At 61.3% G+C, this 14,642-nt stretch carries 11 protein-coding genes; 3 read left to right on the forward strand and 8 right to left on the reverse strand.

Annotation, left to right across the window (positions count from 1 at the left end; translation table 11 throughout):
• The first annotated feature begins 86 nt into the window (after positions 1-86).
• Both EJ069_RS15605 and EJ069_RS15610 read left to right on the forward strand, forming a co-directional pair.
• A complete protein-coding gene (locus tag EJ069_RS15605; RefSeq protein ID WP_126062051.1) occupies positions 87-737 on the forward strand; it encodes a methyltransferase domain-containing protein in 651 nt (216 codons plus the stop codon).
• A 274-nt stretch (positions 738-1,011) separates the two neighbouring features.
• Positions 1,012-1,947, forward strand: coding sequence for a hypothetical protein (locus EJ069_RS15610; protein WP_126062052.1), 936 nt, complete (start codon positions 1,012-1,014; stop codon positions 1,945-1,947).
• Positions 1,948-1,997: 50 nt separating this feature from the next.
• On the opposite strand, the gene EJ069_RS15615 is transcribed toward EJ069_RS15610, so the two are convergent.
• The 6 genes from EJ069_RS15615 to EJ069_RS15640 form a co-directional block, all read right to left on the reverse strand.
• Entirely contained in the window at positions 1,998-6,509 is a 4,512-nt protein-coding gene (locus tag EJ069_RS15615; RefSeq protein WP_126062053.1) for a glycoside hydrolase family 99-like domain-containing protein, read from the reverse strand.
• Positions 6,506-7,489, reverse strand: a complete 984-nt coding sequence (gene rfbD, locus EJ069_RS15620; protein ID WP_126062054.1) for a dTDP-4-dehydrorhamnose reductase — start codon at positions 7,487-7,489, stop codon at positions 6,506-6,508. The genes EJ069_RS15615 and rfbD overlap by 4 nt, the downstream gene beginning before the upstream one ends.
• Entirely contained in the window at positions 7,486-8,619 is a 1,134-nt protein-coding gene (rfbB, locus tag EJ069_RS15625) for a dTDP-glucose 4,6-dehydratase (RefSeq protein ID WP_189476397.1), read from the reverse strand. The genes rfbD and rfbB overlap by 4 nt, the downstream gene beginning before the upstream one ends.
• Positions 8,616-9,188, reverse strand: coding sequence for a dTDP-4-dehydrorhamnose 3,5-epimerase (gene rfbC, locus EJ069_RS15630; RefSeq protein ID WP_126062055.1), 573 nt, complete (start codon positions 9,186-9,188; stop codon positions 8,616-8,618). The genes rfbB and rfbC overlap by 4 nt, the downstream gene beginning before the upstream one ends.
• The gene (rfbA, locus tag EJ069_RS15635) at positions 9,181-10,071 is read right to left on the reverse strand and encodes a glucose-1-phosphate thymidylyltransferase RfbA (RefSeq protein ID WP_126062056.1); all 891 of its coding nucleotides are present in this window, start codon (positions 10,069-10,071) and stop codon (positions 9,181-9,183) included. Before rfbA ends, rfbC begins: the two co-directional genes overlap by 8 nt.
• Before the next feature lie 219 nt (positions 10,072-10,290).
• Positions 10,291-10,881, reverse strand: coding sequence for a biotin transporter BioY (locus EJ069_RS15640; protein ID WP_126062057.1), 591 nt, complete (start codon positions 10,879-10,881; stop codon positions 10,291-10,293).
• 240 nt (positions 10,882-11,121) lie between these two features.
• Here EJ069_RS15640 and EJ069_RS15645 point away from each other — a divergent pair, with 240 nt between their 5' ends.
• Complete coding sequence (locus EJ069_RS15645; RefSeq protein ID WP_126062058.1) at positions 11,122-12,030, forward strand: MBL fold metallo-hydrolase; 909 nt, start codon at positions 11,122-11,124, stop codon at positions 12,028-12,030.
• Here the strand turns inward: EJ069_RS15645 and EJ069_RS15650 are convergent, their stop codons facing one another.
• Together EJ069_RS15650 and EJ069_RS15655 are read right to left on the reverse strand one after the other, a co-directional pair.
• The gene (locus EJ069_RS15650; RefSeq protein ID WP_126062059.1) at positions 12,031-12,816 is read right to left on the reverse strand and encodes a DUF1499 domain-containing protein; all 786 of its coding nucleotides are present in this window, start codon (positions 12,814-12,816) and stop codon (positions 12,031-12,033) included. It lies immediately after the preceding gene.
• 81 nt (positions 12,817-12,897) lie between these two features.
• Positions 12,898-14,526, reverse strand: a complete 1,629-nt coding sequence (locus tag EJ069_RS15655) for a fatty-acid--CoA ligase (protein ID WP_126062060.1) — start codon at positions 14,524-14,526, stop codon at positions 12,898-12,900.
• Positions 14,527-14,642: the final 116 nt, after the last annotated feature.

Below are 14,642 nucleotides of genomic sequence, written 5' to 3' on the forward strand. Positions count from 1 at the left end.
TTTGATTGATCGTGCCGATGTCCAGTGCCGGGTTCTCCAAATCGGGGAATCGACCATAAACACCGAGATCTTGGAATAGGCTTCAGATGGATCAAAGATTTCAAGCCACGTGCCCGATTTGCTCGGAGAAACGAACCTTCGTCGCGCCTGACGACTATGCCAGTTGCAGAGACGGGCTAAAGGCAATCGGTTGCCCGCTCAACGATTGCGTCACGCGAGAAAGGGCTGCAGCAGCAGTCCTTTTTTCAATGTTCTCACGAGAGCAGCTTAAGGAACTTCGGGTTCATGAGGCGGCGCCTGGCGGGCGAGGTTTATCGCTCTGGCTTTGGTACAATATCACGAAAAAAGTCTTCTCCGGCTACTATCCCGACAAGCCTTTCGGGACGATGGTCGGGCATATCAGGAACGAGAACCTGGAGGCGCAAACCTTCCCCGACAGATGCTTCGACTTGGTTGTGCACCTGGACGTGATGGAGCACCTGTTTGAACCTTTCAAAGCCCTGGCGGAGATTTTTCGGACCTTGGACTTTGGCGGCATATGCATTTTCACCGCACCGACCTATCCCGAACGCACGGAATCGGAACAGGTGGCATTCCAATCCTCAGATGGCGTCCGCATTGTCGGAGAGCCCGAATATCACGGGAACCCGCAGGACCCGTCGGGTTCGCTCGTAACGTGGCGCTACGGATACGACCTGCCGCTGCTCAGAGGCGCACGGGGTTCGACGTCGAGGTGAGAAGAATGCAGTCAAAGGACGTTGCCGTCCTTGGCCCCATGACCGAGGTCTATGTTCTGAGGAAGCCGGGATAGGGTGACCAACGATCGGCCGGGACCTCGGACATCGACGAGCTGCGTCGCGGCTCTAGCCTAAAGCGCGTCGCGATCCTTCGGATTCGCTCCACGGCAACAAGCTCGTGTTCGCTCCTGAATCCGTTGGAAAATCATGAAGCGCTAATGACATTATGGCTTCGGTGATCGAAACTGCAGACTTCCGCTGAGAGGTCGACTTCATGACGATCATCCTCCATATCGGCGTCCACAAGACGGGCACGAGTGCGCTTCAAGCTTTTTTAGTTCGAAACGCTGCTTTGCTTTTGCAGCACGGAGTCTTCTACAAGCCGACAACCTCCGAGTGGCCAAATCATAACCCATTGGCTGTGGCATTCATGCCAGGGTCAAACGATCATGGCCCGACACGGCTGGCAATGACGCTGGCAGAGGCAGAAGGCAAAACGCTGCTCATCAGCTCGGAAATGCTTTGCGAGGCGGGGGTAGATCTCGATCTGTTTCTATCATGCCTCGAGGGGCACGACATTCGGGTCATCGCTTATGTACGTCACCCAAGCGACATCGTAGTCTCAGCTTTCAACGAGGTGGTCCGGCATTATGACACGCGCTGGACTCGCCCGCTGAACGAGCAGCCCTTCGCCTATGACCCGTCGCAGTTGGACATTCTTAGGCGCTGGTTGAAAGTGCCAAATCTGACGCTGGCCCCCTATGATCGAGCGCAGTGGGTTGAGGGTTCGTTATTCAAGGACTTTCTCACCATGATCGACGTTCCTGGCGATGGGTTCGACTACAGTCAAGTTGAAGGGAACGGATCACTGCCCTACCCTCTGATCGAGGCCCTTCGGCAAGTGAATATCGCACGCCCTTCTGCCGACCAGCACCGCCTGCTTGTCGAACTTTTTCGGACGATCCAAAGCGAGCCGGGAGAGTATCCGCTGACTGAGAAAAATGTGAGGTACTGCATTGACCGAATGCGCGATGCATTGCCTTCCTACCGCCCGCACTTTCGCCCCGGCTTTCAAGAAGATTTCCTTTTTGAGCGACGGCATGAGCCAGAACGCGGATGGTTCAGTTTGCAACAGTCGGCTAGGGCAAGAGTGACCGGATTTCTTGCAAGAGTGGGCCGCATTCGTTTACTTGATGCCGGTCTATTGTGAAGCCAGGACTTCGTCCCTTTCGACGAAAAGGAATGCGATCCAGGGCGCGGTCATTCTGCTCGCACTATTTCAGGGGCCCTTAAGCCGAATTGCTCATACAGGCTCTGCACATATGCGGCAGCCGCAGCTTGCGCTGACGCCCCGAGGTGGAAACGCGCGATCGTCTCCGCTTGCACTTTGGCGATCTCTTGCAAGTGCCTGACGTCGAAACGGGTGACGCTCGACTGATGACGGCGATGCGAATTCAGCGGCCGGGGATCGAACGCGATCCCCCCTTTCTCAAGCAGCCGCAGGTAGGCGACCCAATCGCCGGCATCCCTGTAGGAAGCGATGTCGTCAAGTTCCGCGCCGAGAACCTCGAGCAGCGGTCGTCGACGGAACAGAACCGCGCTGACATTCGGAATGGTGTTCTTGAGATACAAAGCCTGGGTTATTTCCTCGTTTCCGTCCACCACGTAAGGTTTGGTCCAGCGGGACCGGTCAATATCGGAGACATAGTCAAGATAGTGTTCGCTCAGAATGCGCCCGTCGCCGCTCATCTGCCGCGACTGACAGTAGCTCATGACAACATCGCCTCGTTCGAAGGCAGGCAGAAGTTTAGCCAGAAAGTCAGGGGCGGCGAGATCGTCGGCTTCGGCGATCCAGACGTAATCGCCACGCGCCGCTTCAACACCGCGCATCCATTGGCGGAATACCGAGCCTGAGTTCCGATCGTTCTTGATCAACTTACTTGGGATATCGCAAGGCGCCAAAAAACGTTCGATGGTTTCGACACTGTCGTCCGTCGAGGCGTCATCAAGCACAATGAGTTCATAGGGCCGTACCGTTTGCCCCACGATCGAACTGAGACGTGCGTCCAGGTACCGACCGTAGTTGTAGTTCGGCACCACCACGGACACCATCGGCAGCGGCCTTCCTGCATAGGCCAGCAAATCGTGAAGGTAATGATCGAAGCCAAACTCCTGGCGGATAATCTCGTGTCCGGCCTTCGCAAGGCGGCCCGCTTTGTCCGAGTCATCGAGCAGAGTGAAAATGGCGCCGGCCATGGCATCCGTGTCGAGCTTCGGTACAAGGATGCCACAACCGCGTTTCAGCAGGTCCTGAAAGCCGCCGGCCCCCTCGAAAGCGACAACCGGAATTGATGCATCGAGCGCTTCGAGCACCACAGAGGGAAACGGATCTTCACGCGAAGTCAAAACATATATATCAGCCGAGAAATAGTAATCTCGCGGATTGTCGACCAATCCGACAAAGATAAATCGATCTTCGAGCCTGGCATCCTTTATCCGCCGCATTTGAACCGCATGCAGGGCGCTGTCTATATGACCTACCCAAACAGCAACGACATCCGGCTTGGCACTTATCACCTTGAGGCATGTATCAACAAAGAGATCCAGCCCTTTGCGGTGATCGGCATATCCGGCGGATAAAATGATGCGAGCGCTCGCTGGTAGCTGCAATCTTGTGCGAACCGCGCCACGAAGCTGACCGCGATCGTCTTCGCGGTAGGGCGTGCGCAAGTAAAGGCCTTGCGGTCTGATGACTGACCGGTTGACGGCCTGACCGACAAATTCCTCAAATCCTGCCTTCACGATTTCGGCCGGGAAAACAACTTTATCTGCATTCCCGGCTATAGCCGACGCAGGGTCAGCAAGATCGTAAGATCGCAGTATTCCCGGCAGCTCGTGGATCAGCGATACCGTACGAAAGCCTGCTTCTTTCAAGACAGGAACCAACAGACCAGAAACGGTCGTGTTGACGATGGCGACTTCGGCGCCAGCGTTTCGCATTTCCTGGAGTTTTGCGAGCACGCTCTCCTCGGGCTGGCGGGCGAGGTCTATGCGGTGAACGGTTGCGACTTCGGCGAAGCGCGGCAGCATGGGCCCGTCGCCCATGACGATCATGTCGACATCGAATCCCAGCGCCCCCAGGCCGCGCGCCATCGCCATAGCCAGATATTGGGCTCCATGCGGATGGGCGTCGTGGGAAACGACCACGATGCGGGGCCTGGATTTCCTGTTCGCCGCCTCCAACGCGTCACGGGTCGCCTGTAGATAGGCAAAGCCGTTAGCGGCGTCCGGCTCCAGATGCGCCCCTTCCGCCCATTCGTTCCAGGCATTGACGAAGACCAGTCGCTCGCTCGGCTCTTCGACGTGAGCGATCGTGTCGTCGATGGCGTTCTCCAGCCATGCACGGTAGAGTTCCGGGGTGTTGTTGATGAACACGCCGCCGCCATGCCTGCGACGCGCGGTGTTGTCCCAGCCCGGACAAACCGACCGAAAGAGTTTATATTCGCGAGGCGGGTAGTTCTTGCTGCGTTCGGGAAAGACTGACCAGTCATAGACGGTCGAGTCAAAGTCGTCGTTCAACGGCGTCACCAAATGCGTGACGTTGGGCGGCGCCGACCGGTTCGGTGGGAATTCAACGGCTGCATCGAACCCGTATTGTTCAGGCGGCACGGATTCGAAAGATTGCGTATAGGCGAGAAAAATTTCGCCTAGGCCATTTTCCCGGCACCACTTTCGCCAACGTTGGACAGTTTCCCCCGGGGCAGGAAGGAGGCTTGGGCGGTAAACGAGCAGGAGCGGCTTGCCATCGATACGAATGTAGCGGGGATCGCGAAGATAGGGCGCGACCTCGGCGATGAAGCCAAAATCGTCATCCGAGGAATGGTCCTGGGCGATCAAGATCTCATGGTCGAGCCCGTCCCATCTGCGAGACCAGTTCTCGTTTGCCCAGCACAGGCAGAACGGCAGGTCCAGGCTCCGATCAGCGAGCCAGTTTTCAAGCGGCTTCTCCAACAGCCTCTTGCCGCCGAACCAATAGAAGTAGAAGCAGAAGCCCTCGACGCCGTAGAGCTTCGCCAGTTCGACCTGGCGGCGCTGCACGGCCACATCGCGCAGGTCGTAGTAACCGAGTTCATCAGGCACATGCGGCTGATGGTGACCGACAAATTGTGGCTGCGCTGGCCTGACGTTGGTCCATTCAGTGAAGCCCTCTCCCCACCATTCGTCGTTTTCAGGAATTGGATGAAACTGAGGAAGGTAAAAAGCCACGACGCGAACGGGTTTTTGTAGCAGCGGTTGAGCGTCGAGGCGCGGGATGTAGACCGCGCCAGGCGACAAGACCGCACCCTTCCCGCCGGAAGGCGACCAGTTTGCAGGCGTCCAGCCAGGCAATTGAAAACTCTTCCAGGCACGATAGGCATTGGTCGAGGAAAAAAGACCGGGAAATGCAGAGAACGCCGCGCCCTTCAAACGCTGCTTGAGCCGGGCAGACAAGGGTATTCGATGCCATGCAATGCGAGCCTTTTGCGCCAGCGTTCTGCGAACGCCGCCGAAACCGTTTCTGGTTCCCCTTATTCCGAGCCGTAGTGCTCTCAGTGGATGGGTCAGGCGCCAGGACGTGCTTGAGTAGACGGCATCGAGAACGTCGTGCAGTCGCTTCTGCTCCGAGCGAGCGCTGTCCCGCTCGACAAGCAACGAGCGCGATGCCGCTTCCGTAGCCGCGAGCTTCTCCCGAAGGACTTGAACTTCTTGCGTCCTCTCGCTGATTTCGGCTCTGGCGCTGGCCAGTCCGGCCTCGTCGATCCTTATTTTTTCATGCATTTGCGCGATCTGGTCGGCGAGCGCCCCAAGCCGCGCAGTGGTTTGGCCGCCGGATTCTCGATTTTCGGTAATCTCCTGCTCGATTGTCACAGACCGCAGCGACCATGGATTTCCCGCCTGATTGGCGGCCGCTATCGTCGCATCATCCAAATCCAGGATGCTCTGCTCAACCAACGCCTCCCGGCCAACTATGTGACGGGAACCCAGGACGTTGTCCTGATGTGGCCGCTTCGTCACGACACAAAGGGAATTCAGGAACTCGATGGAGTGAATGGACGCCAGCGAAGATTCATCGAACGCGACTCCATACCGATCAGCAAATGCCGCCAGTGCATCTGTCCGGCTACGATCCAGCCCCCAGTGCTCGTGATTGACCAGATCGAGCAATCGCTTGAAGAACGACATCGAAGACATTGGGTCATAGAGCCCACCTTCGAACTCCTTCCAGTAACTGGTATGCAGATCTTCTGCGACGAATACTCCGCCATCCGAAAGATGGGGGAAATAACGCGCGAAGGCGCGTACTACGTCGGACGACCTGTGCGAACCGTCATCTATGACGATGTCGAATTCGTCGGATCTCTCGAGAATTTTCTTGCGGACACTCTCGGAGCCAGCATCACCGACGACGACGCTGATCTTCTTGTTTCGAAAACTCAGGAGACCGCATTTCTGGTCGATATCGCAACCGAGTATAACCTTCGCCTGCGGAAAATATTTTGCCCAAATCTCAAGTGAGCCGCCGTTCTGGATGCCGATCTCCAGGATCCGAACGGGCAGGCTTCGATAGGTCGAAAAAATCCGCTCGTATTCGTCCAGGTAGATCGACCATTTGTCTGAAACCTTGCCTTTATGCGTGTCGTAGAGGCGGTGAAGCGATCGCCCATCGACATTCGTTGATTTCGCGCCCGTTTCATGATCGCTAATCTTTGACAAGCTAGCCGGCTTGTTCATCGTTGAATGTTGTCCCTCAGCAGCGTCGAATCGTTTGGCACCGGTTTTTGCAACAAGTCCAAGGCGCCTTTTCCCGAGCGAGGGACGAAATTCCGGCTAGCCTCCGTGAGGCGCGCAACCACAGCTTCAACGGCGGATTGCCACCGCGGCGGCCGCCACCCGAACACGCCCTCAAACTTCGCGCTCGACAGCCGCGAATTTTGCGGGCGCCTCGCCTTGGTCGGATAATCCGCCGTGGCGATATCGCGCACTTTCGCATACGGGCCACCCAACGCCCGGCTTGTGTCGAGGATGTGACGGGCAAAGCCGCTCCAGTTGGTGTCGCCCTCGCCCGCCAGGTGGTAGACACCGAAGGCGGCGAAATTTCTGTCGTCCCGCAGCTTCGCCGCCGCACGCAGGATGGCGTCGGCGATGTCGAGCGCCGAGGTCGGATTGCCCCATTGATCGGCGACGACGGCGATCTCGTCGCGGTCGGCCGCCAGCCGCAGCATCGTCTTGACGAAGTTCCTGCCGAAAGGGCTGTAGACCCAGGCCGTGCGCAGGGTGATGTGGCGCTGGTTGGCGGCGGCCACCGCCTCTTCGCCAGCGAGCTTGGAGGCGCCGTAGACGCCGAGCGGCGCGGTCGGGTCGGTCTCGACATAGGCGCCGTCCTTGGCGCCGTCGAAGACATAGTCGGTCGACAGATGGATGACGGGAACGCCGAGCCTTGCCGCGGCTTCGGCCACCTTGCCGGCGCCGGTGGCGTTCACCGCGAAGGCCAGATCCTTCTCGTCCTCGGCCTGGTCGACGGCGGTGTAGGCGGCGGCGGAAACGACGACGTCCGGCCTTGCCGCTTCCAAAGCCGCGAGCACCGTGTCGGGCCGCGCAAGGTCGAGCGCCGGGCGGCCGACGGCGACGACTTCGAGATCGTCGCGGCCCCGCGCCGCCTCGACCAGGCTAGCGGCGACCTGGCCTTCGCGTCCGGTGACGGCAAGCCTCACGTGGTCACCTTCCTGCTCTCGGCCGCGGTACCGGCCGGGTTGCCTGCAACCGGACTGTTCTGGCTGTTTGCCGCCGCAGCGTGGCCCAGCCGCTCGCCGGCGTAGCGCTGCTCGCGGATCGGGTCCCACCACCATTTGTTGTCGAGATACCAGTCGACGGTCCTGGCCAGGCCGCTGTCGAAATTCTCGCGTGGCGCCCAGCCGAGATCGCGCGCGATCTTGGAGGCGTCGATTGCATAGCGGCGGTCATGTCCAGGACGATCGGTGACGAAGGTGATCAGGTCGCGATAGCGCTTGCCGCCGGCGCGCGGCCGCCTCAGGTCGAGAAGATCGCAGATCGCCTCGACGACGCCGAGATTGGTGCGCTCGGAATTGCCGCCGACATTGTAGCTCTCGCCCGGCCGCCCCTTGGTGGCCACCAGCTCCAGCGCCCGCGCGTGATCCTCCACGAACAGCCAGTCGCGCACATTGGCGCCGGCGCCGTAGACCGGCAGCGGCTTCTCGTCGAGCGCGTTGAGGATGACCAGCGGGATCAGCTTCTCGGGGAAGTGGTAGGGGCCGTAATTGTTCGAGCAGTTGGACAGCACCACCGGCAGGCCGTAGGTCTCGTGCCAGGCCCGCACCAGGTGATCCGACGCCGCCTTCGAGGCCGAATAGGGCGAGGACGGCGCGTAGGGCGTCTCCTCGACGAACATGCCGCCGTCGAATGGCAGGTCGCCGAAGACCTCGTCGGTCGAGACATGGTGGAAGCGGAAGCCCGCCTTGCGCTCCTCGGACAGGCCGCGCCAATATTCCAGCGCCGCATTGAGGATGCGGTAGGTGCCGACGATGTTGGTCTCGATGAAGGCGCCGGGGCCGTCGATCGAGCGGTCGACATGGCTTTCGGCGGCAAGGTTCATGACGATGTCGATGTCGTCGCGGCGCAATATCTCCAGCACCGCGCGCTCATCGCAGATGTCGGCCTGCTCGAAGCGGTAGTTGTGCGCGTTCTCGATCGGCCTCAGCGACGCGAGATTGCCGGCATAGGTCAGCTTGTCGAGATTGGTGACGCGGTAGGCCGGGTTGGCGCACAGATGCCGGCACACGGCCGAGCCGATGAAGCCGGCGCCGCCGGTGACCAGGAAATTCATGCCACCCCCTCCGCCGACGCAAACACTTCGGCCATGGCCAGCGTTGGCGCCTTCTGGTCCTTGTCCGAAAGCTGGAATCCGCCGGCAAGCGCCGGCCACGCGATGCCGATCGCAGGGTCGTCGAAACGGATCGACCGGTCATGCTCGGGCGAATAGGTGTCAGTCACCTTGTAGATCACCTCCGCATCCGGCACGAGCGTGACGAAGCCATGCGCGAACCCCTTCGGCACCAGGATCTGGTTGCCCTTGTCGGCCGACACCTCCAGCCCCACCCATTTGCCGAAAGTCGGCGAGGCGCGGCGGATGTCGACCGCGACATCGAACACGCTGCCCCTGACGACGCGCAGCAGCTTGTCTTGCGCGCGCGGCGGCAGCTGGTAGTGCAGCCCGCGCAGCACGCCGGCCGCGGCGGAGTAGGAATGGTTGTCCTGCACGAAGGCGAGATGGATGCCGGCCTCGGCGAAGCGTTCGGCATTCCAGGTCTCGCTGAAAAAACCGCGCGCGTCGCCATGCCGCTTCGGCACGATCTCCAGCACGCCGTCGAGGCCGAGCGGCCTGACCTCAAGCACCCTGTTCCTCCATCAGATCGGCCACCCGCCGGCGCAGATAGGCGGCATATTCGTTCTTGCCGAGCCGCGCCGCGCGATCCAGAACCTCGTCGGCGCTGATCCAGCGCTGCTCCAGCGCAATCTCCTCGGGGCAGGCGATCTTGATGCCCTGGCGATGCTCGATCGTGCGCACGAAGGACGAGGCCTCGAGCAGGCTGTCATGCGTGCCGGTATCCAGCCAGGCATAACCGCGGCCGAGGCGATGGACGTGCAATTCGCCGCGCCCGAGATAGACATTGTTGACCGCCGTGATCTCGAGCTCGCCGCGCGCCGAAGGGCGGATGGTCGAAGCAATGTCGACCACGTTGTTGTCGTAGAAATAAAGACCGGTCACGGCCCAGTTGGACTTCGGCTTTTGCGGCTTCTCCTCGATCGTCAAAGCCGTGCCGGTGACCTTGTCGAAGGAGACCACGCCATAGCGCTCGGGATCGTCGACATAGTAGGCGAAGACGGAGGCGCCGCCGTCGCGCGCAGCCGCTTCGCGGCAGAGATGCGACAGGCCGCCGCCGAAATAGATGTTGTCGCCGAGAATCATCGACACGCTGTCCTTGCCGATGAAGTCGCGACCGATGATGAAGGCTTCGGCGAGACCATTGGGCTGCGGCTGCTCGGCATAGGAGAGCTCCAGGCCGAATTCGGAACCGTCGCCCAGCAAAGCCTGAAAGACCGGCAAGTCGCGCGGAGTTGAAATGACGAGGATCTGGCGGATTCCCGCAAGCATCAGCACGCTCAGCGGGTAGTAGATCATCGGCTTGTCGTAGATCGGCAGTATTTGCTTAGATACAGCTAATGTTAGCGGATAAAGACGTGTTCCGCTGCCGCCCGCAAGGATAATTCCTTTCAACAAGCTCTCCTTGAACTACCTCGGCCCCCGCCTCGATGCCAAGTTGCCCGTGCTTAGGTTTCGGGCACCGGCTTGTCAATGTCGGGTTTGCTTCCTTCCTGACGCTGGTTCCACTTTCTATCATCCGGCATGCGGTGGTTTCGAGCGAAATCCGACCGGGCCATGAAAAAGGGCCGGCGGGCGCCTGTCGCCCGCCGGCCCTTCGTTCGTCGATCGCGATCAGCCGCGCTTGAGCAATGCCCACACCGCAGGCACAAGGCTAGCGGCCAGGGCCACCTTGATCAGGTCGCCGGCAATAAAGGGGAGGACGCCGAACTGCCAGGACTTTTCCGGCCCAATGAGCATCGCCAGCCAGGCAAAGCCCATGGCCATCATGACGACTTCCGCCGTCAGCATGGCGCCGAACAGCTTGAACGGGCTGCGGTCCCAGCCGCGGTCGGCGGCCCAGCCGGCGATTGCCGCCATGACCACGAAGCCGGCGAGATAGCCGCCCGTCGAGCCCATCATATAGGCGATGCCGATGCCCTTTTCCGGCGTGCCCTGGAAGACCGGCAAGCCAAACGCGCCTTCGGCGAGGTAGAGAAGCAGCGTCGCGACGGCCAGGCGCAGGCCGAAAGCCGAGGCGATCAGCAGCACGGCCAGCGTCTGCAGCGACATGTCGACCGGGCCGAGCACCACTTTGGTCTTGGCCGAAAGCGTGAGCAGCAGGGTTCCGGCAAGCGCCAGGAAAAGCTGGGTCGCGAGCCGCGCGGCGCCCCGCTCCGGCAGAGTGAGAGAAACGAGCGGACGCATCGTGGTTGCAATTGCCATGATCTTCCTCATTCTGGCTGATTCATCGGGTGGCTGATTTGCTGGCTTCAAAAACTTTCTTGATGCATGACGTTGTCCCAAAACCGCTGCGCACTTTTGGGCGACATGCTCAAAAACCTTCTTGATGCATGTCGTGTGTCCCAAAACCGCTGCGCACTTTTGGGCGACATGCATTGAATTTCCTATATTGGCTTCCGTATCGGGCGGCAATCATTTTGCCGCATTGCAAAGGAATCCGGCATGGCGCTTGAATTCGATACCAGCTTCGACCCGGCCTACGGCCGGGCGGTCAAGGTTGCGCCGGATGTGCTGCGCATCACCGCCGGAAATCCTAACCCGTTCACCTTCCACGGCACCAACAGCTATCTCGTCGGCCGCGACACGCTGGCGGTGATCGATCCGGGCCCGGAAGACGACGCGCATCTCGAAACGCTGCTCACGGCGATCGCTGGCCGGCCGGTCAGCCACATCTTCGTCAGCCACACCCATCGCGACCATTCGCCGCTGGCGGCACGGCTGAAGGAGCGCACCGGCGCGCCGACGCTTGCCGAAGGCCCGCACCGGCCGGCGCGGGCCTTGCGCATCGGCGAGGTCAATCCGCTCGACGCCAGCGCCGACCTGGCCTTCGTTCCCGATATGGCCCTGGCCGACAATGCGCTGACCGAGGGCGACGGCTGGGCGATCCGCACCGTGCTGACGCCCGGCCACACCGCCAACCATGCCGCGTTTGCCCTTGAGGGAACCGGCATCCTGTTTTCGGCCGACCATGTCATGGCCTGGTCGACCTCGATCGTCGCGCCGCCGGACGGCGCCATGGCCGATTACATGGGCTCCCTCGACAGGCTGCTGGCGCGCGAGGATCGTCTGCTGCTGCCGGGCCATGGCGGGCCTGTGACCGCGCCCCAAAGGTTCATGCGCGGCCTGAAGACTCATCGCAAGAGGCGTGAAAGGGCGATCCTGGAGCGCATCCGCGCCGGCGATCGGACGATCAGGGAGATGGTCGCAGCGATCTATCGCGACACCGACCCCCGCCTGCACGGCGCAGCAGGCCTGTCGGTCCTCGCCCATCTCGAGGATCTGGTCGCGCGCGGCCTGATCGCCACCGAAGGCGACCCGGCGATCGACGGCATTTTCAGTCCCGCCGGCTGATCACTCGGCCGGCGCCGCGCCGACCTGCCCGGCGACTTCCTGGTCAAGCTCGCCAAGAAAATCCGTGATGCGGGCGGCGTTGTCGCCGAGATCGTAGCGGCCGTAGCGCGAGGCCGAGCGCATGTCGACGATGACTTGCTCGCCATCGTCGGTGACGCGGATGGCAACATCGGCCGGCAGTCCGAGCACAAAGCCCTTGGCCAGCGCATTGATCGTCGCCTCGCTCTGCCCGTTGATGTCGGGATAAGGCGCCGTCAGTTGCCAGTCGCGGCGGTCGAGCACGGTTTCGACAGCGTCGACGACGGTTTCGAAGGGCAGATTGTAGCTGTGGCCGCTGACCAGCGGATAGGCATCGGCCTGCAGGCTCTGTTCGCCAGGGGTCGGCGGCGACAGCTCGTTCATGTCGCTTGTCCGGTCGCTGGTGTCCAGGACCGGCGGGTCGTCGAGATCGGTCGAGATGTCGCGCAGCGGCGGGTAGATCGTGGCCCAGTAGACGGCGACGCCGTAGGGCGCCAGAACCAGCAGCGCCAGCAGCGCGCCGACGCTGAGATCGCGGCCGCCGCGATCGCCGAAGCTCCAGACCCTCGACAGGCCGAGACCCGCCAGCAACAGGGCGAGCGCCGCCAACAGCGCGACGACCGCAAGCACCCACAGGAAAGGCGGCGTCTCGACGAATCCGAGCCGGTAACCGGCAACGGCGGTGAGCAGAAGGACGAGGGAAAATGCCCCGATCCGCCGCGACCAGCCGGCCGCCCTCGACGTCTGCCGTTCAGGAATAGATGCCATTCTTCGCCGTATCGTCCCAACCCGGGCCGAGAGTTAGCGGTTTTTGGCGCGGGCTTGAAGCCGGAAGATCGAACATTTTCGTCAATCCGTCGGCAGGCGGTAATCCTTGAACTGGGCGCGCAGGCTGGTCTTCTGGATCTTGCCGGTAGCGGTGTGCGGAATTTCGCCGACGAAGGCGACGTCGTCGGGCATCCACCATTTCGCCACCTTGCCGCTCATGAAGGTGAGGATGTCGCCCTTGCTCGGCTCCCGACCGGGCTTGCTAACGACGACCAGCAAGGGCCGCTCGCCCCATTTCGAATGCGGGATGCCGATCGCCGCCGCCTCCGCCACGTCCGGGTGGCCGACGGCGAGATTCTCCAGGTCGATGGTCGATATCCACTCGCCGCCGGACTTGATGACATCCTTGGCGCGGTCGGTGATCTGCATGTAGCCGCTGGCGTCGATATGGGCGACATCGCCCGTGTCGAACCAGCCGTCGGTATCGAACTGCTCGGCGCCGGCGCCGCCATAATAGGCGCGAGCCACTGCGGGACCGCGCACCTTGAGATGCCCGAAGGTCTTGCCGTCCCAGGGCAGCGCGTTGTTATCGTCGTCGGTCACTTTCATCTCGACGCCGAAGGGCGGAAAACCCTGCTTGCCCTGGACATCCAGCCGCGCCTCGCCGGTCAGCGTCTGATATTGCGGCTTCAGCGTGCAGAGCGTGCCCAGCGGCGACATCTCGGTCATGCCCCAGGCATGCACCACCTGCACATCGTAATCATCCTGGAACTTTGCGGTGATGGCACGCGGACAGGACGCCCCGCCGATCACGACCTTGTTCAGATAGGGCAGCTTCTTGCCGGTCTCTTCCAGATATTGCAGCAGCATCATCCAGACGGTGGGCACTGCGGCGCTGAACGTCACCTTTTCGGTGTCGAGCAGTTCGTAGATGGAGGCGCCATCCATCTTGCAGCCCGGCATCACCAGCTTGGCGCCGATCATCGGTCCGCTCTGGCCGAGCCCCCAGGCGTTGGCGTGGAACATCGGCACCACAGGCAGGACGACATCGCGCGTCGACAGGCCCATCGCGTCGGGCATGGCGGCGATCATGGCGTGAAGGACATTGGAGCGGTGGCTGTAAAGCACACCTTTCGGGTCGCCCGTCGTTCCGGAGGTGTAGCACATGCCGGCGGCGGTGTTCTCGTCGAACGTCTTCCAGGTGAAATCGCCGTCGGCCTCGGCCAGCCATTCCTCGTAGGCGACGGCATTGGCCAGAGAGGTTTGCGGCATATGCGCCTGGTCGGTCAGCACGATCACCCGGCGCAGCGATTTCACCGCGCCGGCGATCTTTTCCAGGAGCGGCACGAAGGTGAGGTCGACGAAGATCGCCTTGTCCTCGGCATTGTTCATGATCCAGGCGATCTGCTCGGGAAAAAGCCTCGGATTGAGCGTGTGATAGATCGCGCCGATGCCCATGATGCCGTACCAGGCTTCGATATGGCGGGCCGTGTTCCAGGCAAGGGTCGCGATGCGATCGCCGAGCGCGAAGCCGTCACGCTCCAGCCGTTGCGCCACCTTGAGCGACCGATGATGGATTTCGGCGAAGGTCGTGCGCACGATCGGGCCTTCGATCGAGCGCGACACGACCTCCCGGCTGCCGTGCTGGCGTTCGGCATGGTCAATCAGCTTATGGCAAAGCAGCGGCCATTCCTGCATCAATCCGAGCATCTATTCCTCCCCTTCGCGCATTCGCGTCGTTTGTTGCGCACATTGTGGAACGAACCGGCGGATTGTCCAGCCGCCATAAGTCGAAGCCCGGGGATGGATCGAAGAACCGGGAAAAC

Source organism: Mesorhizobium sp. M2A.F.Ca.ET.043.05.1.1 (genome assembly GCF_003952445.1).
In the GTDB taxonomy this organism is placed as follows: domain Bacteria; phylum Pseudomonadota; class Alphaproteobacteria; order Rhizobiales; family Rhizobiaceae; genus Mesorhizobium.